Below are 21,472 nucleotides of genomic sequence, written 5' to 3'. Positions count from 1 at the left end.
TACGTTTTAAAAGGGTCCGGCGTTGCCTGTTATTTTATACCTTTAGGTAAATTCATAGCCGGGTATCAAAACCAGAATAAATTGCCACAAAGTGAATCATGGAAAGATTAAGAATTTCTAAATACGACCCTAAATATCGGGATGCTAATGGTTATTACACCAAAGACGAATGGACGGAATACTATCAAATAGATGAGTTTTTCACTACTGAAGAAATCGCCTATAACGAATATCTTATTGTTGAAGACAAGTATGTAACGGCAATAACTGCTTTTTTCAAAATCAATGACTGTATAAAAATTGAAATCTCAGACAAAGAATTTAAATTAACAAATGATAAACTATCAGACGGCCATAACACTTATCTGCTGAACACATTTCAAAACATTCAAACAAAGTCTATTATTGAGTTTGATGATTTGGAGCCTGTAATACGATTAATTTTACGAGGGTTTTTCTGGGGTAAATTACGCTGCCTTATTAAAGATATAAGTGTTGAATTTGGGTATGACTTCTACATCTATTTTAATTCAATGAGTTTTAGCGCCGACTTAATAAAGGAAGTCAATGATTTAGGTCTATACATTAATTAAATTATGCTCAAAAACACTGCTACTATTATCTGTTTATTATTGATTGCCTTTACTGGCTTCAGTCAACCTAAAAAAATAAACTATGGCCGTAATGATAGCGTGGGCAAGTTTTATGGTGTGCGCGGCATTAAAATGTATACTGAAGAATATGGCACCGGCAAGCCTTTATTAATGATACATGGCAATGGCGGCAATATGGGTGCGTTTGGCAACACCATCCCTTATTTTGCTAAAAAGTATCGTCTAATAGCTGTTGATAGCCGTGCACATGGCCGCACCGTGGACAACCGCGACTCGTTAAGTTTTGAAATGATGGCCGATGATTTTGACGCCCTGCTTACGGCGATGCATATCGATTCGGCTTATGTATTGGGGTGGAGCGACGGGGGCATTAACGCGCTGATGCTGGCTATGCGGCATCCTGGTAAAGTAATTAAGTTAGCTTCCACAGGCGCTAATTTAGTGCCTGATTCTACCGGGCTGATCCCATCCTATTGGAAAAATGAACAGAAGGAGGTTGCTAATTGGCAGAAGCGAATGCCGCTAAAAACCGCCAAAGACAAAAACACCTACAAAGTATTTATGCTGGATTGGCTGCAGCCTAATATTCCGTTTAGTGCGTTGAAAGCTATTCAATGCCCGTCACTCATCATTGGCGGCGACCGCGACCTGATACCGATTCAGCATACTGTCGACATAGCGCAGGCTATCTCAAAATCATATTTATGGATCGTACCCAACTCGGGCCATGCCACACTGATTGAGCACCGGGATGAGTTTAATAAGATAGTGGATGATTTTTTTGAGCAACCGTTTAGGAAGAAATAACTAACGTTTGTCATTCTGAGCATAGCGAAGAATCTTGTAAGCGCGACAGAAAGATCATGTAAGATTCTTCGCTATCGCTCAGAATGACAAAATGATTAAATTAAATTACCCTGATCTTCAAATTTTTAAAAGCCACCGGGCCATGGTGATCCTGTAGTTGGATACGGCCTTTTTCAACCGTACCAAACACCGGCTCAACCTTACTGAACTTGCTTTTAGCAATGCCTGCCATAAATTCGTCGCTGCCGCGGGTATATTCCAATACTTTAACGCCGTTTACCCAGTGCTGTACATTTTTGCCTTTAACCACAATTCGTATAGTGTTCCACTGGCCCGGAGGGTTTACTTTTTGTTGGCCTCTATAGGTGGCAAAACATCATAAAAAGATCCTAATAAATGATTGGCCAGTTTGTTATCCTCGCCGTTTGCATCATCAATGATCTGGAATTCGCAACCCAGGTTGCCGCCTTTATCGTATTTATGGCATAAATATTTTATACCGGTGTTGGTGCCTTTTTCAATATTAAAATCAGCCGAAAATTCGAAATCGCCATACTCGTCGGTTGTATAAATGTCGCCGCCGTTGGCACCCGGTTTTAAAGTAAGCGCTCCGTTGGCAATTTCCCAGGCACCGGGCGCAGCTGTTACAGCAGACCCATCGCCTTTTACCCAGCCATTTGCCGTAGTGCCATCAAATAGCAGCTTCCAGTGGTCGGCTTTCTCTTTTTTGGTTAGGGTGTTATCTTTAGCTTTTTGGCCGAAGGCAGCCATAACGGCAACGCCCATCAGCAGTGTTATAAATAATTTCTTCATGGTTTTTGTTGATCTGATCAAACTTAAATAAAATTTATCTTACTATGGTATTCAATAGCAGTACGCCTATCAATCCTATTACAGACACCAGCGTTTCCATTAACGACCGGGAAAGGAAGGTTTGTTTCATGCTCAAACCAAAATACTCCTTGGTAACCCAAAACGAGGTATCGTTAACATGCGAGCAAAACAAACTGCCCGCTCCAACGGAAAGCACCATCAGCGCCGGGTCGACCGGGTTTTGCTGCATCAGCGGGTAAATAATACCGGCAGCAGTAAGGCCCGCAACAGTTGCCGAGCCCGGGCATAAGCGTAATATAGCGGCTATTATCCAGCCTAACATTAAGGGCGGCAGGTTAAGGCCCTGTAAGGTAGATGCTATCTGTGCGTTTGCGCCGCTATCTAAAAATATCTGTTTTAAAATGCCCGCACTGCCAATTATCAACAGGATCATAGAGACCTCTTTAATAGCATCAGCATACACATCCATTACTTCAGTTAATTTCATACCCATGCGGGTACCCAGCGTATAAGTTGCTATCGCGATGGTTTCCATCATGGCAATGTTGGGGTCGCCCAGAAACCGGCTATATTTTTAAAAGCGATATTATCGCCGGCAAACTTTGTAACTATGGTGCTTACCCCTATCAGCAAAACCGGCAATAGCGATGATAAAATGCTATTGGTTAAGCCGGGCAGCTTATCATTCGGCATATCCTGAACAGCCATGGCTATAACCGAGTTGGTTTTCATGTTGCGCAACGTTCGTGCAAACAGCGGGCCGGCAATAATAATAGTTGGGATAGCCACAATTAACCCGTAAGTAAAAACCTTCACCATATCGGCATGGAACTGGATCTGTAAGGCTGTTGGCGACGGATGCGGCGGCAAGAAACCGTGCATTACCGACAGTGATGCCAGCATAGGTATGCCCACATATACCAATGGCAATTTATAGCGGTTTGCTACTGAAAAGATTATCGGGATCATCAGGAAAAATCCCACATTATAAAAAAGCGGGATGCCTACAATAAACCCGGTTAGGCTCATGGCCCGGGTAATATATTTTTCGCCAAATACGGCACGCATTGAGTCGGCTACCTTTTGGGCCGCGCCGCTTACACCAACCAGTTTACCCAGCATTGCCCCTAAGGCGATGATGATAACCAGCGAACCCAGCATATCACCCAAACCTTTATTTACCGATTTTACAATACTTGGCAATGGCATGCCCAATAACAGCGCTGCCATTAATGATATAATCAAAAGGTAAGGAACACGTTTAGCCTTGCCCGGGTAATGAGCAGGATAAGCGTTACAATACAGGCGATTAAAATAAGGATTACCATAGCTATGAGTATTTGTCATTCCGATACGAGGAACGAGTGAGGGATCTTATACGCCTCATTACCAATCGCCCGTTTAAGATTTCTCACTGTGTTTCGAAATGACATGTTTTTTAAAGTTATTAATGCGAATCCCTCAACACTTCTGATCCCGAGCCACCTACCGGGAAATCCAGATCGGCGCCTTTATCTGCCTGTTGCACGGTGTTAACATACAGGTTAACATAGCCTCGATCTGATGCCAGCGGCGGCGCTATCCATTTGCTTCTGCGGATGGCCAGTTCTTCATCCGATACTTCTAAATGGATCGACCGGGCATCTACATCCAGCTTGATCATGTCGCCATTTTCAACCAATCCTAAATTACCGCCAATGGCTGATTCGGGCGATACATGCAGTATCACCGTACCGAAAGCGGTACCGCTCATGCGTCCGTCTGATATGCGCACCATATCCGTTACGCCTTTAGCCAGTAGTTTTTAGGCAGCGTCATGTTACCAACCTCGGGCATACCGGGGTAACCAACGGGGCCTACACATTTTAAAACCATTACACAGGTTTCGTCAATATCAAGGTTAGGGTCGTCAACACGGTCATGGTAATCTTCAATATTTTCAAATACCACGGCCCGGCCACGGTGCTGCATTAATGCAGGTGTTGCTGCCGATGGTTTGATAACCGCGCCGTTTAGGGCGGGTTACCTTTTACTACCACAATACCGGCCTCTTCAATTAACGGGTTGTTAAACTGGTGAATAACCTGTTCATTATATATCGTGCCGGTAGCTTTAATATTTTCTTTGTGCGATTTACCGGTTACTGTTAAAGCATCCATATCCAAAACGGCACCCATCTGTTTAATAATGGCCGGTAAGCCGCCCGCATAATAAAAATCTTCCATCAGGAATTTACCGGATGGCATCAGATCTAAGAGTAGTGGCATTTTACTGCCGATATTATCAAAGTCTTCCAAATTCAGCGCAACGCCCATGCGCCCGGCAATGGCTGTTAAATGGATAACGAAGTTTGATGAACCGCCTATGGCTGCGTTAACTTTAATAGCATTCTCGAAAGCCGGTCGGGTTAAGATCTTTGACATTTTCAAATCCTCTTTAACCATCTCTACAATGCGCCTGCCGGATAGTTGCGCTATTCTTTTCCTACGCGAATCTACAGCGGGGATAGCCGCGCCGCCACTTAATGACATACCTAACGACTCGACCATACAGGCCATTGTCGATGCCGTACCCATGGTCATACAATGGCCCGGGCTGCGCGACATGCAGCTTTCTGCCTCTGCAAATTCTGCAGGGCTCATTTTACCTGTTTTCAAATCATCCGTAAAGGTCCAAACGTTGGTACCCGAGCCGATATCATGCCCTTTATATTTGCCGTTCAGCATTGGGCCACCTTGTACTACAATAGTTGGCAGGTCGACACTGGCAGCACCCATTAAAGTTGATGGTGTAGTTTTATCACAACCGGTAAGCAACACTACCCCATCAATAGGGTTGCCCCGTATTGATTCTTCGGTATCCATGCTTGCCAGGTTGCGGAACAGCATTGCAGTTGGCTTAAGCAAAGTTTCGCCTAATGACATGATAGGGAACTCCAGCGGGAAGCCGCCGGCCTCAAATACACCGCGTTTTACGCTTTCGGCAATATCGCGCAAGTGGGCATTGCACGGTGTAAGCTCAGACCAGGTATTACAGATCCCTATTACCGGGCGGCCGTCAAACATATCCTCCGGCATACCACGGTTTTTCATCCAACTGCGGTAGATGAAGCCCATTTTATCTTTTTTACCAAACCAATCGGTGCTACGGTATGCAGACATAGTATTATGGTGTTTTAACACGACATGCCATCCCCAAAAATTGAATGATAGTAGCCTTAAGTGTCAGTTTAATTTAAAATTGGTATTAACGATTGCAAAGTAAGAAATCTTTGAAATAAACTGGCAACAAATACAGTAGCGGAGTATTCATAATTCGTTAACAAAATATTACCTAAGTGTCAAAGTGATATATAAATACACATTCTTTAGAGTTGTGAACAAAATGAACAATAAATTAATAATTTAATTTTTTACCTTCAAACAATCTAAACCTTTTCATCTGTAATAAACAATTAAGCGGTAGTCCAAATTTAGGGGTTTGACTATACAATTAATAGTTTGAATTGGTAACGAGCCGGTGTAGCCCAAAACTGCACCGGCTTATTTTTTGCCCTGGATTCCAGATAATGACTTATAAGTCATTATTTTATGACATCCTGACTTATAAGTCGGCGTCGTCTATTTGCTCTTTTGGTTTTCTGTTTACATTCGTTTAACCAAATACCTAATAAGCTTATCCAATGAGTGTAAACCTTTTTTTGCGGACCTCCTTTATCCGCGTAAAATCTTATAGTACCACACCTGTTAAACTTTTGTTTATAGGGGCAGTACTATTACTATTTGCATTTACGCCGAATGACACCGACCCATTAGTCAGGATAGTAACTATTTTACAAAAGTGGACCGATAGTATCCCCCAAGAAAAAGTATACCTGCAAATGGATAAACCCTACTATGCACTGGGCGACACTATTTGGTTTAAGGGTTATATAACCATTGGCAGCAGGCATCAGTTATCTAAACTGAGCGGGGCTTTGTATGTCGATTTGATCAATGAGAAAGATTCGGTAGTAAAAGCGTTAAAGCTCCCCATAACATCAGGCATGGTAATGGGCGATTTTACTTTGGGCGATGATCTTAGAGAGGGTAGTTATCGTATCCGCGCCTATACCCAATGGATGCGCAATGCCGGTGAGGAATATTTTTTCGACCATACGTTTACCGTTGGCAACCTTGTATCGTATAACATAGTTACCAAAGCCGATTACCAATATAAAGACGTTAATAATAAGCCCGTATTAACTGCATTGTTAAATTACACTACCGATGACGGCAAGCCCATTGCCGGTAAAAGTGTAAATTATCAAATTGTCATCAACAAAAAAAACTTTTGGAGTGGTTCAGCTCAAACAGATGCGCAAGGCACTATACCCATAAAAATCGCTAATGATAACCACATCGACCTGGCAGGCGCATATATCCATACAACACTTAATAGCAGCGATAAGCATAGTGTAACCCGTGATTTCCCTATTAAAGCCGCGTTATCGCAAAGCGATGTGCAGTTCTTTCCTGAAAGCGGGAATTTGGTTAACGGCATTTCATCGCGCGTAGCGTTTAAAGCAGTAGGTGTTGATGGCCTGGGTACGCCTGTAACCGGAAAAATAGTAGATGAAACTAATGCTGAAGTTGCGCCGTTAATAACCCTTCATGCCGGTATGGGCAGCTTCATATTGCGACCACAAACCGGTAAAACTTATACCGCTCAAATCAGCTTTGCTGATGGCACTACTAAAACCGTAACACTGCCAAAAGCAATAGATGAGGGCTATGTATTAAGTGTTTATCAGCCTAATAAAGATAGCGTACTGGTCAGGATCAAGGCAACGCCGGTGCGTGGGCAAAACGTTAATTTTATTGTCCACAGTAATGGCGAAACTATATTTTCATCACCCGTAAAAATCACTAATGCCACAACATCGGTGTGGCTTAGTAAACAGTCGTTCCCTACCGGGATAGCGCAGTTTACATTGTTTAACGCCACCGGCGAGCCCTTAAATGAACGGATAGCATTTATCCGCAGCAACGACCAAATGCGTCTGGACCTGAAAACTGCCCGGGGCACCTATAAAAGCAAAGAGCATGTGAAGATTGAACTTGACGCGATGGATAGCAAAAGCAAGGGTGTCCCCGGCAATTTTTCGGTAACGGTTATTGACGAAAGCAAAGTGCCTTTAGATGAGAGCGCCGAAAGTACCATATTCTCCAACATTCTGCTAACTTCTGACCTTAAAGGGTACATAGAAAAGCCTAACTATTACTTTACCAATGATAACGATGAGGTAAACCGGGCGCTGGATAACCTGATGCTTACTCAGGGCTATCGCCGGTTTACCTGGAAAGAATTGGAAAATACTGTAAATACTAAACCAGCTTTCCCGGTTGAAGGATTGGGTTTTGGCATAGCAGGTAAGGTAACTACCCTTAGTGGTAAATTATTACCCGGTGCAAAGGTTAGCTTACTATCGTTAAAAGCCGGAGTAATGAAAGGTGAAACTACCGATGCTGAAGGGCGCTTTAAGTTTGATGGTATATTTTTAACCGATAGCGTAAAGTTTGCCGTGCAGGCGCGTACTGAAAAAGGCAGCGATAAGGTTAAAATAATTCTGGATAGTGTACCTAAGATGAAGATCGTCCATAACAAAAATATCGCTGATGTAAGCACCAATATATCTGCCACACTCAAAGCCTATTTAGAGAGCGGTAAAAAAGAAGATGATATTTATGAGCGTACCGGGCAATTAGATAAAGTGCATCGTTTGCGGGAAGTACAGATCAGGGCAAAAAAAATCGCCCCGCCGCCTTATAAGGATCAAGGAATGTACAGAATTCCTGATGGTCATGCGAGCAGAACCTATTTTATTCCTCCACAAGACGGCTACCCCATACCAGGCATCTATCTTCAGGGGCTACTGGCGCATAACGTAAGATTTGATCTCGTAAATGGCTCATTTATACCTAATAAACTTGTATTTTTAGATGGTCGCAAGCTTGCTGAGTCCGAAATAATTGATTTATTTAATGACGGTAGTTTTGAAATAGAAAGTATCGCTAAAATAGACATCGTGATGGGCAGCAAGGATAGAGATCCTTTAGCTTCAATGTTAGGTGGCCCTTCTATTCTAATCTATACTAAGAGAGATTACGTCAAGAAATTTTACAACCCCGGCCTAGTTAATATCACCCCAAAAGGCTTTAACAAAGCCCGCGAGTTTTATTCACCGCGATATGACAAACCGGGCAGCGCCATGAAACTGCCCGACCTGCGTACAACCATTTACTGGAACCCCTATTTAAAAACGGATGCCAATGGTAAAACATCATTCAGCTTTTATAATGCCGATGGACCAGGCAATTATAAAGTTATTGTAGAGGGCATTAATGCCGATGGCGAGTTGGGCAGGCAGGTATATAGATATACGGTTGACGGCGATCAGGCCGACCCTGCTTCATCATTCTTTACAGCACCTGTTAATACCGATAAAGGGCTTGCACAAATTAAAGCCCCGCTGGATAGCTTTAATCACCGTTTGCCGGTAGAGAAAGTATACCTGCATACCGATAAGCCGTACTATAATATTGGCGATACACTATGGTTTAAGGCGTATTTATTAGACGGGGTAAACCTCACCGCGTCAAAGTTAAGCGGGTTATTATATGTGGAACTGGATAATGATAGTGCAGAAATGGTGCGCCGTATCAGCATCCCCATTAAAGATGGCTTGGGTTGGGGACAGATCCCTTTAATAAAAGCTATTTTTAAAGAGGGTGGCTATACCTTGCGTGCCTATACCAATTGGATGCAGAATTTCGGCGAAGCTTATGTTTTTACTCAGCGTTTTTATTTGGGTGTACCAGCCGAAGATGCCTGGCTGGTTAAATCAGCAGCTACGGTTAGCCGCGTGGCTGATAAGGACCAGTTGCAGGTAGATTTAAAGCTTAATAAAGCTGATAAACTGGCTTCGCCCGTCGCCTTGCGAAAGGTGGAGGTGAAGATCTACGACCAATCGCATTATTTGTATAAAGAAGAATTGCAAACGGGCATAGACGGTAGCTTAAAGTTTAGCCATACCCTAAAAGAAAAAGCCGACGGCCGACGGATAAGGGTACAGCTTACATCTTTAGAGGAAGCCGATAACAACAAAGTGGTGCAAGTACCACTATCCATCAATCGCAACCAAAATATCGATCTGCAATTCCTGCCCGAAGGAGGTAATTTAGTCATGGGCTTAAAATCGACAGTCGGTTTTAAAGCCATTGCCGAAGACGGGCGGGGCACCCCGGTGTTAGGAGCAATATATGATGGTAACGGTAATGAGGTGGTGTCATTTGCAGCTATTCACAATGGAATGGGAGCATTCGAGTTCATACCAAAGGCCGGCGAAACTTATACTGCTAAAATGCTTAAACCGGTTAGTAAGGTATTTGCATTCCCTAAAGCAAGTGCAGCAGGTACAGTTATGCATGTAATTAATATTGAGCAGGATGAACCTTTAAAAGTAAGTATCGCTGGTATGAATACAATCCCTGCAGATAGCGCCTGCTATTTAATAGGAAGATCAAGAGGTGTGATATACTATTCTGAAAAGCTGGATAGTAACCGGCGCGATATCCGCGTTGATAAAAAATTGTTCCCGTCCGGCGTAGCCCGCTTCACATTATTTAAAGGTAAAACACCATTAAATGAGCGCGCGGTATTTATTGATAACCACGACGGATTAAAAGATCCGCATCACCCCTAATAAAACCGCTTACAAAAAGCGCGACAGCGTAGGTCTGAATATAGAGGTGAAGGACAAAAGCGGGTTCCCGGTTCAGGGTAGTTTTTCACTTGCTGTAACCGATGACTCGCAGGTTAGGGCGGATAGCCCGGGTAATACCAGTATTGCTGCCAGCTTATTGATCAATTCGGAATTAAAGGGAAATGTAGAATCGCCGGGCTACTACATCAACCGTAAAGATAAACAAGCCCGGCAGGCATTAGATAACTTGATGCTTACGCAAGGGTGGACGGGGTATGACTGGAAGGAGATTTTCGCTAAGCCTAAACCGGTAACATTTAAAGTAGAAAAAGAACTATTGGTAACCGGCCGGGTATCAAACTTAGGTAACAAGCCAATAGCCGCTGCCCCGGTTTTGATCTCATCAAAAAACCTTCATTTATTGCCAGCACTACTACTGATGCGAATGGGATATACACTTTCAAAAACCTGCCTGCAATAGATAGCGGATCATTTTTCATACAGGCGCGTACGGCAAAAGATAAAAAGTTAAACTTTGGTAATGTTAGTGTCGATCGGTTTAAAGCATTGCCAATCCCTGAAACTTTAACAAATCCGGTGTTGCCCTGGTATGTAAATAGCGATAGTGTACAACTTAATTATGTTAAACGCAAAGCCCAAATGGCTAATGATGCCAACCTGAAATTAACCGGCATCCAACTAAAAGAAGTAAAAATAAAAAGCAACAAAATAATCCCCGGCACATTTAACCGTAATGGCCCCGGTAAAGCTGATCTGATATTTGATCAGCAGGATATTAAAGAGTCGGCCGTTATGAATCTTTATCAGCTCATTAAACAAAAGCTTCCGGGTTTAAAAGTTGTTTATCAGGAAGGGGTTCCGACACTTAAATTGAACAATTACCTGGTTGTTATTGAAATTGACGGAGGCGGTTTGCCAATAAGAATGGATAAGCCTTATACAACAGAGCAATTGATAGATGAATTAAATCAATTCCCCATAATATCATTTATAGGCATGGAAGTAATGTACAACCGGAAATACATGTATAACTATGCCAAACCGCCAACTACAAAAGGTTTTCGAGGTATTGAAATTGAAAATTCTCAATTGTTATTTCAGGGGCTTCCGGGGCTTCCAAATTTAGCACCACCACCGCCTGAAGTGTTTTATAAAGTAGGTTATGAGCCGGGTACCGAACACCGGGTTAACGTGCTAACAAATGCTTCACGCGAAATTGCAGTTATCAGCATAACCACGGCAAATCACAACGGATATTATAAAAACGAAAGCCCCGATGTAGTTACTTACCGGCCATTGCCTATACTGTATCCGCAGCAGTTTTACAGCCCAAAATACAATGTAGCGCCGGGAGCGGTTATTGAACCCGATTACCGCGCAACCCTGCATTGGGAGCCAAACATCAGCACTGACCAAAACGGCAAGGCCAAGGTGTCTTTTTACACTTCGGATATCGCAGGTAAGTATACCGTGACCGTATCAGGCATTGATGTAACCGGGTGGATTGGTGATGGGCAAATTAAGATTAATAAGTAATGTGTATTATGAATTATAAAAAAATACTGTTAACACTGATGCTGTTAAGCAGTATGCTGAACCTGCTTGCGCAAAGAAGCAATGGATATTTAGTCCGGCAGGATAAGGACCTAATGCGAATTAAAGCACCATTGGATAGCTTTACCCGCAGGCTACCGGTAGAGAAAGTGTACCTGCATACCGATAAGCCGTACTATAACATTGGCGATACGCTATGGTTTAAGGCGTATTTGGTAGATGGGATACACCTCGCCCCCTCAAATCACAGCGGGTTATTGTATGTTGAGCTTGATGATGATAGTACCGTAGTGACGCGGCAAATAAGTATTAAGCTTAAAGATGGCATTGGCTGGGGACAAATCCCCCTGCCGAAAAGCCTCTTCCGCGAAGGGGGCTACACCTTGCGGGCCTATACCAACTGGATGCAAAACTTTGGCAGTAATTATTTTTTTAACAAGCGGCTATATTTAGGGGTACCTGCTAAAGACGCCTGGTTGGTGAGCGCTGCAACAACTATTAATCGCGTAGCCGATAAGGACCAGTTGCAGGTAAAATTAAAACTAAACCACGCAGACAAATTACTGTCGCCGGTTGGTGTGCGAACCGTGCAAGTTAAAATTTATGAGAGCCGGAATAATCAGTACGAGTTTCAGCGCTGGATCTATAAAGAAAAGTTACAAACCGGCATTGATGGTTCATTAACCATTAGTAAAACCTTAAGCGAAAAGCTGGATGGTAAACGGATGCGAATGGAAATAAGAAGCCTTGACAAGGCCGATGGCGACAAAGTGTTGCAAGTTCCGCTCAGTATTACCCGTAATCAAAATATTGACGTACAGTTTATGCCCGAGGGAGGCAAATTAGTAGCGGGTTTAAAATCTGTGATTGGCTTTAAAGCAGTAGCAGAAAATGGGCGCGGCACGGCACTGTTTCAGGGGAGTATATAACGCTAAAGGAGATCAGGTAACATCTTTTTCGGCAGTCCACAACGGCATGGGCTCGTTTGAGTTTACACCAAAAGCCGGCGAAGTTTATACTGCTAAGTTAAGCCAACCTATCGCTAAAAGTTATCCGCTGTCTAAAATCGAACCCGTTGGTACGGTAATGCATATTGATAATCCCGAAAAAAGCGATGTGTTAACTGTAACGCTTACAGGCTTGAGTTCATTGGGTACCGATAGCGCTTGCTATTTAACAGGAATTTCGCGCGGGATAATTTATTACTCTCAGAAGATAGCGCCCGATCAGGGTGTACTATCCGTCTCTAAAAATTATTTCCTTCGGGGATAGCACGATTCACGTTGTTTAAAGGTATTAAAGCTATAAATGAGCGTACGGCATTTATTGATGTAAATGATGCCCTGAATATTAAAATAACTGCCAACCGGGCTACCTACAAAAAAAGAGATAGCGTTAGTTTAAGTATCGATGTGAAAGATAAGTCCGGGTTCCCGGTACAAGGTAGTTTCTCACTATCCGTTACCGACGATTCGCAAGTTAAGCCGGATACTGCCGCTAATTATGGTATAGCAGCATCGCTTTTAATCAATTCGGAATTGAAAGGATATATCGAATCGCCGGGATATTATATCAACCGTACAGATAAACAGGCATGGAAGGCCCCGGATAACCTGTTGCTTACCCGGGGCTGGACGGGCTATGATTGGAAGGATGTGTTTACTCCTGCTAAACCTGTAGCATTTCCGGCAGAAAAAGAATTTAAAGTAAGCGGCTATGTTATAAACTTATCCCATAACCCCATTCCGGGTATCGAGATGATCCTGTCGTCGCAGAAACCGCAATTTGTTACCACCGGCATTACTGATAGCTCCGGCAGGTTTGTATTTAAAAACTTGCCGGCTATTGACAGCGGTTCCTTTTTTATCCGTGCAAACAATAAACGTGGCAGAAGTATGTTTGCATCTACTGTAGCTGTTGATCGTTTTAAAGCCCCACCCGTTATCTCTACTGCTAACGACCCTGTTTTACCCCGGTACGTAAACACAGATAGCACCACTATAAACAACATCAGGCTTAAGGCCCAAAAGCAGAACCTCGAAAACCTGAAACTTTCGGGCATTGTACTTAAAGAGGTTCAGATAAAAAGCACTAAAATAATTAAAGGTGCTTATTACCGTGGTGGTGCAAATTTAACTTTTGATGAAGAGGACATTAAAAAGTCAACCACAACTAACCTTTATGATCTGCTGAAACTGTATGTACCCGGCTTTAAAATAATACGCGATTGGAAATATCGCCATGGCGCGGTAACCATGAAAATTGGAGACGAGGATTTTATCGAACCCTACGATCTTATTTTGGACAATACCAAAAATATATATGAAGCACTTGGCGGCGCGGAAATACTAACCAACACAAGTGCTGACGGAGAAAAAAAAGAAAGGCACTGATTATCTTGATGATCCCAACTCAGCTGAGGATTTTATAGAATTACTTAGAGGATTTAAAGTAACCCGTTTAAAAGGTGTGCAGGTAGTATTAAGCCGAAGTTTCCCGCTGGGCTCCGTGGAGTATTACTTCGCTAAAATATATGTTACTACCACTAACGGCTTAGCCAAATGGATGCCTGCCAAACCCGGCACAACAACTTACCGGCCATTGCCAATACTGTATCCACAGCAATTCTACAGGCCTAAATATAACGTTGCCCAGCCTGCGGGCAGCGATGCCGATTACCGGTCTACCCTGCATTGGGAACCCAACATAACCACCGATGCCAACGGCAAAGCAAAGGTTTCCTTTTACACGTCTGATATAACCGGTAAGTATACAGTAACTGTCGCCGGGGTTGACGTAAGTGGATGGATTGGTGACAGCCAGATAAAGATAAATAAGTAAGCGGCGTTATTATGCGTTTTAAAAAGACCCTGTTAACATTTGCATTGTTTGCTATTGCGATAAACCTGCTTGCACAAAGAAGCAATGGATATTTAGCCACGCCTGATAAAGACCTGTTACGTATTAAAGCCCCGTTGGATAGCTTTAACCGCAGGTTGCCCGTGGAGAAAGTTTACCTGCATACTGACAAACCATATTATAATATTGGCGATACGCTTTGGTTTAAGGCATATTTATTAGACGGGGTAAACCTAACCGCATCAAAATTAAGCGGGCTGTTGTATGTTGAATTGGATGACGACAGCACTCAAATGGTGCGGCGCATTAGCATACTAATTAAAGAGGGTTTGGGTTGGGGGCAGATACCTTTAACCAAAGCTATTTTTCATGAAGGTGGTTATACCCTGCGTGCCTATACCAACTGGATGCAAAACTTTGGCGAAGATTATGTATTTAGCCGGCGTTTTTATTTAGGTGTACCGGCTCAGGAAGCCTGGCTGGTTAAATCATCGGCAGCAATTAACCGGGTGAATAATAAGGACCAACTGGATGTTTCGTTGATCCTAAAACGGTCAGACAAAGCATCATCTGCTGTAAGTTTACGTAAGGTCGAAGTTAAAATTTACGACCAAACACTTTATCTATATAAAAAGGAAATGCTAACCGGAATTGATGGTTCGTTAAAACTAAGCAGTATTTTAAGAGGTAAAACCGATGGCAAAAGGTTGCGTGTACAAATAAGAAGCCTTGAAGAACGGGATGGGGAAAAAAACATCCGTGGTTCCGTTGAATATCAATCGTCCTCAAAATATCGATGTTCAGTTTTTACCGGAAAGTGGCCACCGGTTGCAGGTTTAAAGTCGGTAGTAGGGTTTAAGGCTATAGGGGAGGATGGTAAGGGAACGCCGGTTTTAGGCGCGGTATATAACAGTAAAGGCATTGAGGTTGCATCATTCACAACCATCCATAATGGCATGGGTTCTTTTGAGTTTACACCAACCGCAGGCGAAACTTATACAGCTAAAATAAGCCAGCCAATCGTTAAAAGCGTCGTATTTCCTAAAGTAAGTGCCGTCGGTACAGTTATGCATATCGTTAATACGGAGACAGCCGGCGACCTGAAAGTGTCACTATATGCATCGGCTACAGTTTCACCTACCGATAGTAGTTGCTATTTAATAGGCACATCAAGGGGCGTGATTTATTATTCATACAAAGTGCAGCTTAACCAGCCTGATATCAGTGTTTCTAAGAAACTTTTTCCTTCGGGGGTAGTTAGGTTCACGCTGTTTAAAGGTAAAACACCACTAAATGAGCGCGCAGTATTCATTGATAATCACGACGAATTAAATATCGGCATCAAACCCAATAAAACCACTTACAAAAACGCGATAGTGTAAGTTTAAGCATAGAGGTTAAAGACAAAGGCGGGTTCCCGGTGCAGGGTAATTTTTCACTTACCGTTACTGATGATTCGCAAGTAAGGGCCGATAGTATTGGCAATTACAGTATCAATACCAGCATATTACTCAACGCCGATCTGAAAGGGAATATTGAAGGCCCCGGCTATTACATCAACCGCAAAGATAAACAAGCCTGGCAGGCTTTAGACAACCTGATGCTTACGCAAGGATGGACGGGCTATACTTGGGCGGATGTATTTACACCTAAACCAGTAAAGTTTTTAGCCGAGAAAGAATTTAAAATAACCGGCAGGGTATCTAACCTTTTAATAAGCCTGTTCCAAATTCAAAGGTGATAATTTCATCGCGCAAGCCATCTTTTTAACATTTGCTACAACAGATTCGGCAGGGATCTATGTATTTAAAAACCTGCCGAATATTGATAGCGGCTCGTTCTTTATCCAGGCTAATAACGACAAAGGCAAAAAGATAAATTTTGGCGAGATAACGGTAGCTAAGTTTAAAGCACCAAATATTCCCGGAACCTTACGCGACCAATTGCAGCCCCGGTATGTAAACAGCGACAGTGTACAATTAAATTATGTACTACGCAAAGCGGCAAGCAACAGTGATGATAATATAAAAATGACCGGAATAGTATTAAAAGAGGTAAAAATCAAAGAGAAAAGATTATTAAACTATCCCGCAATCCGCTTGGCGAGGCTGATGCCGACATTGTTTATGATGAAAAGGATATTAAAGAATCGGGAGTGCAAAATTTGTATGAGTTGCTAAAACAAAAAGTACCGGGTTTTAGGGTAGATAATTACTTCAGGTCCGACCATCCGTGGGGTGCAAAATTCCCTGCCAAGCCCAAAATCAATTATTTAGTTGTTAATATAAAACTTGACGGTGGCGGATTACCATTGCGTATTGACGATAGATACTCGGTGGAAGAGTATATAGACGAGATGAGCCAGATACAAATAGTAAACCTAACAGGTATTGAAGTAATTTTTACTGAACCACGCCTTAACAGGTTAAAAGCATTGTACCTTAAAGATTGGCCACCAATGCCAACTATTGTATTAACAACTAAAGATGGTTCCGGCTGGTATAGATCGGGTACACCCGGTGTGGTAACTTACCGCCCATTACCCGTAATGCATCCGCAGCAATTTTACAGTCCTAAATATAATGTTGCCCCGGTGCGATTACTTTGCCTGATTATCGCTCAACCATACACTGGGAACCCAACATAGCTACCGATCAAAACGGCAAAGCCAAAGTATCTTTCTACACGTCAGACATCGCAGGCGCGTATACAGTAACTGTCGCCGGGGTTGATGTAACCGGGTGGATTGGTGACAGCCAAATAAAGATTAATAAGTAAAAGTGGCCATATATGAACTATAAAAAAATTCTGTTAACACTTGTGCTGTTAAGCACTATACTAAACCTGCTTGCGCAAAGAAGCAATGGATATTTAGCCACGCCTGATAAAGACCTGTTACGTATTAAAGCCCCGTTGGATAGCTTTAACCGGAGGCTGCCCGTAGAGAAAGTTTACCTGCATACCGACAAACCATATTATAATATTGGCGATACGCTTTGGTTTAAAGCATATTTATTAGACGGGGTAAACCTAACCGCATCAAAGTTAAGCGGGTTGTTATATGTTGAACTGGATGATGACAGCGCACAAATGGTGAGGCGCATTAGCATACCCATTAAAGAGGGGCTTGGTTGGGCGCAGATGCCACTGGTTAAAAATATTTTCCACGAGGGCGGCTATACCCTACGCGCCTATACCAACTGGATGCAAAACTTTGGCGAAGACTATGTTTTTAGCCAAAGGTTTTATTTGGGTGTACCGGCCCGGGATGCCCGGCTGGTGAAATCGGCAGCGACAATAAGCCGCACAAATAATAAAGACCAGCTAAACGTAGAACTGAAACTTCGTAAAGCCGACAAATTTAGTTCGGCAGTTGGTATAAAAAAGGTAGAGGTGCGTATTTATGATCAGGACCATTATATATACAAAGAAGAACTGCAAACCGGCATTGATGGCTCGCTTAGATTTAGCCATGTATTAAAAGAAAGGGCAGACAGTCGTCGGATACGCTTGCAGCTTACTTCGTTAGAGCCAACTGACAATAACAAAGTTGTACAGGTTCCGCTCCCTATTAATCGAAACCAAAACATCGACCTGCAGTTTCTTCCCGAAGGCGGCAGTTTGGTTGCGGGGCTTACATCTATCGTGGGCTTTAAGGCTCTTGCCGAAGATGGACATGGCATATCCGTTCTGGGTGATATTTACAATGGTAGAGGTGATAAAGTGGCAACTTTTACCACTATTCATGATGGCATGGGTAGCTTTGAGTTTACCCCAAAAGCTGGCGAGGTTTATACAGCCCGGTTAAGCCAGCCAGTTGGAAAAAGTTTTGATCTGCCTAAGATCAGTCCTAACGGAACAGTTATGCATGTAGTAAATACAGAGCAGGGCAATACGGTTAAAGTAAGCCTAAAGGGCAATGGCTTCACTGCCTGCTGATAGCGCTTATTTTTTAATTGGCACTTCGCGGGGCCAAATTTATTACTCTCAAAAGGTAGAACTTAGCCATGGGAGAGCTAATGATCAACAAACGGCTCTTGGCTTTATTAGGTCTTTATCCTGCCGGATAAATATCCATTGCTTCTTTTGCGCAAGCAGAGATTCAGCATAGTGCTTAACAGCATCAGTGTTAACAGTATTTTTATAATTCATATATGGCCACTTTTACTTATTAATCTTTATTTGGCTGTCGCAATCCTGAACCCGGCGACATTACCTGCATGTAAAAAAAAAAATGCAACTTTACCATTTGATGGTAGCTATGTGGGTTCATGGTTAATCAGGCAAAAGCTGTCGCACCGAGGGCTGCTTGTCTGTTGAGACTGTAAACTGCTGCCTGTCCAGTAATGAAGCGACCAGTGCCCACACCGGTGTACCAGTGCCAGCCGGAACCTCAGTTGTTAATGCAATGGTTGTGGTAACAGGTTGTGCTTTGTAGGCGCGGTTCAAAAATGCATACTCTTCCGCCGATCTATCAGCCTACGTGTCCGCCGCCGTCAAGTTAACTGGCAAATGGTGATTTTGGGCAACGTACGCCTGTTATGGACAATAATCTTTTTCTCTTTGATCCACTTTATCAACCCTTTTATATATTCCGGTCATTTTGAAAATAGCATTTGCCGTTGCAATCGACGCTATTAAGTTCCCATTGTAATGGTTGAGCGATATACCGAAGTCGCCGGGCACAGCATTATTTGGGACAACTTGCTGCGGATGTAATGACTAGCTCTGTTCAGCCGGCATCTTTGGTTGTTAATCGCCAAAGGCCTCTTTTGCCTTTGAAAACGGTTCGGTAGCCACTTCATACCTGTTAGGTGTAGCCCGCTCATCATATTCGACGGGTTTTCGCAAGTATTAACAACTAAATCCCCTGCCGAATCTGTTGGACGCAATATTATCTGACAAAACCCGACGCGTTTTGGCAACTATCACCATTGAGCGGAATATCCTTTTTCATTAAAGGTTTTATAATCTTTTCTCTGCCGTATTCCGGTAAATTCTCACTGTTATACGCAATTTAGGTATAATTTGGTACATCCGCCCAGCCGTCCATCAGCATCGGGTTGTGCAAAGCCTGCCGGGCTGTTTATCTTTGCGGTTGATGTAGCCGGGACCTCAATGTGCTGGTATTGTTGCTGTAATTGCCAACACTCGAATGTCAGTAACGGCTGGTGAAGTACCCTGCCATCTTAACCAATAAATTTTTGTGGTTTCTGTGTTTGTTCGCCGTGTCGTCGTGATTATCAATGAATGCGCGCGCTCGGTAGTGGTGTTTTAAGCAGCGTGACTAACTACCCCGGCCAGTACCGTGGCTGGTCGCTACTTTTTATGGTACGCCCCTATGATAAATAGCAACTACTGTAGGTAAACGTAGCCGATGCATGCGTGACGTTCGTAACGGCTATGCATAACTCTTGCCGACGGCTCCTTGCAGAAATACGTTGCACAACGATTATTTTATTGCTTTGTATATGCCTGCGGTTGTCTTAAACAAGAGAACCCCATGCCGTATGGATGGTTGTGAATGATGCAACCTCAATGCCTTTATATACCGCTACAAACCCTAACACCGACTTTTAAGAAACAGCGGCCAGGTAATACCCGGCGAAGGACGATATTCAACGGAATGATTTTTCCCCCATCCGCCTGAGCTTCTTGTTACGTATTATCGGATCTTAAACTTCGCGTTTTCTTGATAATAATTCAGTTCTTTCTTTTTTTATACTAGACAAAGTGTTTGGTCATGCTTCGACGCGTAACTTGCGGCTGTCTGACCGTTTAGGGTCAGTTGATCGCAATGTCGCCCGGTTGATACTGCTGATGAATTGCTTGACCAGCTAATTACACCTAAATAAAGCATGCTGCGATCTTTGCCCGTATAGGCTGCCGCAGTATAACCACCTTCATGAAAGATAACAGTTAAGTACCTTACAAACCCTCTTTAGTAGTATAGCACAATGTACCATTGTGTCGTCATGTATGGCGGCACCGCAGTACGATGGTTATCTAATAAACTGCGGCAAACACAAGCGTATGCCAGTATTGTATGACGATCGTATGCTGAACTCACGAGCCTGCTAAGCTACATCAACGAACAGGTGAGCGTGGCTAAATATCCATTGCTTCTTTGTTCAATTATCGCAAACTAACTGCAAGCAATCTGAAATGTTCGGCACGCCAATCGCGCAAAGCACTTATTTGTGCAACGATATCGCACGTCGGCTTGCATTTGATACCTGCCGGTTTGTAAAGACCTTTGCTTTATAGACCCAATAATTATCCCAATGTGCAGAAGATGGGCTCGGCGCAGGTAACAGCGTTCCTGACCCAGGCCTGTTGAGGCCCCAGCAGCCAGTGCAGTGACCGGCTGTGTTGCCGGGGCTGACGAGCCATCCGGTGGCCCAGTGTGTGGCTATGTTTGGCGAAGTGGCGCCTCCCTGGGCCCGGCAGCCGACCCCAGCTACCTGCCACTGCGGTGCCAAGTCCTCTAGTAAATCTCGGCTTTAGTTATCAAGGATAATCGTTCTTTTTCTTTTCTCCGTCCTTGCTGTGTTCGAACCAGTCTTTGCGCCAAACAACTTGTTTTTGTGTTGTCGAAACAGATCGTCAGAGGTTCCTCTCGTCTCTGGCTTCATGATTGCACCACACCATGAAACCATTTGTTGTCCCAAAGCCGGGTACGTTCAACGAATCATAAAGGTGGTTGTGGTTGACGTATTATATTTCATCAAAGAGATTGAAATTCTGCCACCCTGTTAACGCCTTTAATGACACAGTGCTTTGTATCTGAACCTCTTTGCCAATGCCCCGGGTTCCGGGTTTTCCAGGTGCCACGCAAGCCGGTGTTGTTTATAATTGATTGTATGTTTACATACCAAGTAAATGAGATAAGATTGTAAGAAGACTAAACGATCAGCAACTACGGTGAAACATGCTCTGCCGTTTGCCTGAATGAGACCATGACGCGCCGACGAGTTTTGCGCCGAATATCGTAATGCCGGTAACGTTTCTCGACGACAGAGATCATCTCGATACCCGG

General features: G+C 43.3%; 19 protein-coding genes and 1 pseudogene. 13 read left to right on the top strand and 7 right to left on the bottom strand.

Annotated features, from left to right (window positions below; genetic code table 11):
* Positions 1-98 precede the first annotated feature (98 nt).
* Both HK413_RS07015 and HK413_RS07010 read left to right on the top strand, forming a co-directional pair.
* Positions 99-593: a hypothetical protein gene (locus tag HK413_RS07015; protein WP_175269664.1), complete on the top strand. Its 495-nt coding sequence runs from the start codon at positions 99-101 to the stop codon at positions 591-593.
* Positions 594-596: 3 nt separating this feature from the next.
* Positions 597-1,421, top strand: coding sequence for an alpha/beta fold hydrolase (locus HK413_RS07010; RefSeq protein ID WP_175269663.1), 825 nt, complete (start codon positions 597-599; stop codon positions 1,419-1,421).
* Positions 1,422-1,521: 100 nt separating this feature from the next.
* On the opposite strand, the gene HK413_RS19535 is transcribed toward HK413_RS07010, so the two are convergent.
* The 6 genes and pseudogenes from HK413_RS19535 to HK413_RS06995 all read right to left on the bottom strand — a co-directional run bounded on the left by HK413_RS19535 (position 1,522) and on the right by HK413_RS06995 (position 5,416).
* Entirely contained in the window at positions 1,522-1,731 is a 210-nt protein-coding gene (locus tag HK413_RS19535; protein WP_317169363.1) for a family 16 glycoside hydrolase, read from the bottom strand.
* Positions 1,732-1,763: 32 nt separating this feature from the next.
* Positions 1,764-2,234 carry a 3-keto-disaccharide hydrolase gene (locus HK413_RS19530; RefSeq protein ID WP_217452128.1) on the bottom strand — a complete coding sequence of 157 codons (471 nt, stop codon included), beginning with the start codon at positions 2,232-2,234 and terminating at the stop codon, positions 1,764-1,766.
* 34 nt (positions 2,235-2,268) lie between these two features.
* A pseudogene (locus HK413_RS07000) lies at positions 2,269-3,464 on the bottom strand (gluconate:H+ symporter).
* A gap of 238 nt (positions 3,465-3,702) precedes the next feature.
* Positions 3,703-4,032 (bottom strand): dihydroxy-acid dehydratase domain-containing protein, encoded by a 330-nt coding sequence (locus HK413_RS19525; protein ID WP_262886820.1) that lies wholly within the window; start codon positions 4,030-4,032, stop codon positions 3,703-3,705.
* A 5-nt stretch (positions 4,033-4,037) separates the two neighbouring features.
* Positions 4,038-4,226: a dihydroxy-acid dehydratase domain-containing protein gene (locus tag HK413_RS19520; RefSeq protein ID WP_262886819.1), complete on the bottom strand. Its 189-nt coding sequence runs from the start codon at positions 4,224-4,226 to the stop codon at positions 4,038-4,040.
* Between the two features lie 41 nt (positions 4,227-4,267).
* Positions 4,268-5,416 carry a dihydroxy-acid dehydratase gene (locus HK413_RS06995; protein WP_262886818.1) on the bottom strand — a complete coding sequence of 383 codons (1,149 nt, stop codon included), beginning with the start codon at positions 5,414-5,416 and terminating at the stop codon, positions 4,268-4,270.
* A gap of 521 nt (positions 5,417-5,937) precedes the next feature.
* On the opposite strand from HK413_RS06995, the gene HK413_RS06990 reads away from it, so the two are divergent.
* From HK413_RS06990 to HK413_RS06940, 11 genes are all read left to right on the top strand, one after another.
* On the top strand, positions 5,938-9,999 hold the full coding sequence (locus tag HK413_RS06990; RefSeq protein ID WP_217452127.1) for a carboxypeptidase-like regulatory domain-containing protein: 4,062 nt from the start codon (positions 5,938-5,940) through the stop codon (positions 9,997-9,999).
* A 46-nt stretch (positions 10,000-10,045) separates the two neighbouring features.
* A complete protein-coding gene (locus tag HK413_RS06985) occupies positions 10,046-10,480 on the top strand; it encodes a hypothetical protein (RefSeq protein ID WP_175269661.1) in 435 nt (144 codons plus the stop codon).
* A gap of 119 nt (positions 10,481-10,599) precedes the next feature.
* Entirely contained in the window at positions 10,600-11,556 is a 957-nt protein-coding gene (locus tag HK413_RS06980) for an Ig-like domain-containing protein (protein WP_217452126.1), read from the top strand.
* A 38-nt stretch (positions 11,557-11,594) separates the two neighbouring features.
* Positions 11,595-12,503: a hypothetical protein gene (locus tag HK413_RS06975; RefSeq protein WP_217452125.1), complete on the top strand. Its 909-nt coding sequence runs from the start codon at positions 11,595-11,597 to the stop codon at positions 12,501-12,503.
* On the top strand, positions 12,466-12,846 hold the full coding sequence (locus tag HK413_RS06970; RefSeq protein WP_175269658.1) for a hypothetical protein: 381 nt from the start codon (positions 12,466-12,468) through the stop codon (positions 12,844-12,846). Before HK413_RS06975 ends, HK413_RS06970 begins: the two co-directional genes overlap by 38 nt.
* An 11-nt stretch (positions 12,847-12,857) precedes the next feature.
* The gene (locus tag HK413_RS06965; RefSeq protein ID WP_175269657.1) at positions 12,858-13,967 is read left to right on the top strand and encodes a carboxypeptidase-like regulatory domain-containing protein; all 1,110 of its coding nucleotides are present in this window, start codon (positions 12,858-12,860) and stop codon (positions 13,965-13,967) included.
* Positions 13,936-14,415 carry an Ig-like domain-containing protein gene (locus HK413_RS06960; protein ID WP_175269656.1) on the top strand — a complete coding sequence of 160 codons (480 nt, stop codon included), beginning with the start codon at positions 13,936-13,938 and terminating at the stop codon, positions 14,413-14,415. The genes HK413_RS06965 and HK413_RS06960 overlap by 32 nt, the downstream gene beginning before the upstream one ends.
* A gap of 11 nt (positions 14,416-14,426) precedes the next feature.
* Positions 14,427-15,815: an alpha-2-macroglobulin family protein gene (locus tag HK413_RS06955; RefSeq protein ID WP_175269655.1), complete on the top strand. Its 1,389-nt coding sequence runs from the start codon at positions 14,427-14,429 to the stop codon at positions 15,813-15,815.
* A 38-nt stretch (positions 15,816-15,853) separates the two neighbouring features.
* Positions 15,854-16,174, top strand: a complete 321-nt coding sequence (locus HK413_RS06950) for a hypothetical protein (RefSeq protein ID WP_175269654.1) — start codon at positions 15,854-15,856, stop codon at positions 16,172-16,174.
* A 414-nt stretch (positions 16,175-16,588) separates the two neighbouring features.
* Positions 16,589-17,080: a hypothetical protein gene (locus HK413_RS06945; RefSeq protein WP_175269653.1), complete on the top strand. Its 492-nt coding sequence runs from the start codon at positions 16,589-16,591 to the stop codon at positions 17,078-17,080.
* Positions 17,081-17,223: 143 nt separating this feature from the next.
* Positions 17,224-18,372, top strand: a complete 1,149-nt coding sequence (locus tag HK413_RS06940; RefSeq protein ID WP_175269652.1) for a hypothetical protein — start codon at positions 17,224-17,226, stop codon at positions 18,370-18,372.
* A gap of 336 nt (positions 18,373-18,708) precedes the next feature.
* Here HK413_RS06940 and HK413_RS06935 read toward each other — a convergent pair whose 3' ends face one another.
* Entirely contained in the window at positions 18,709-18,882 is a 174-nt protein-coding gene (locus HK413_RS06935) for a hypothetical protein (protein WP_175269651.1), read from the bottom strand.
* Between the last annotated feature and the right edge of the window lie 2,590 nt (positions 18,883-21,472).

The sequence above is a fragment of the Mucilaginibacter humi genome (genome assembly GCF_013087555.1).
The sequence above is the reverse complement of the archived record's forward strand: the minus strand, read 5'-3'. Positions and strand labels throughout refer to the sequence as shown.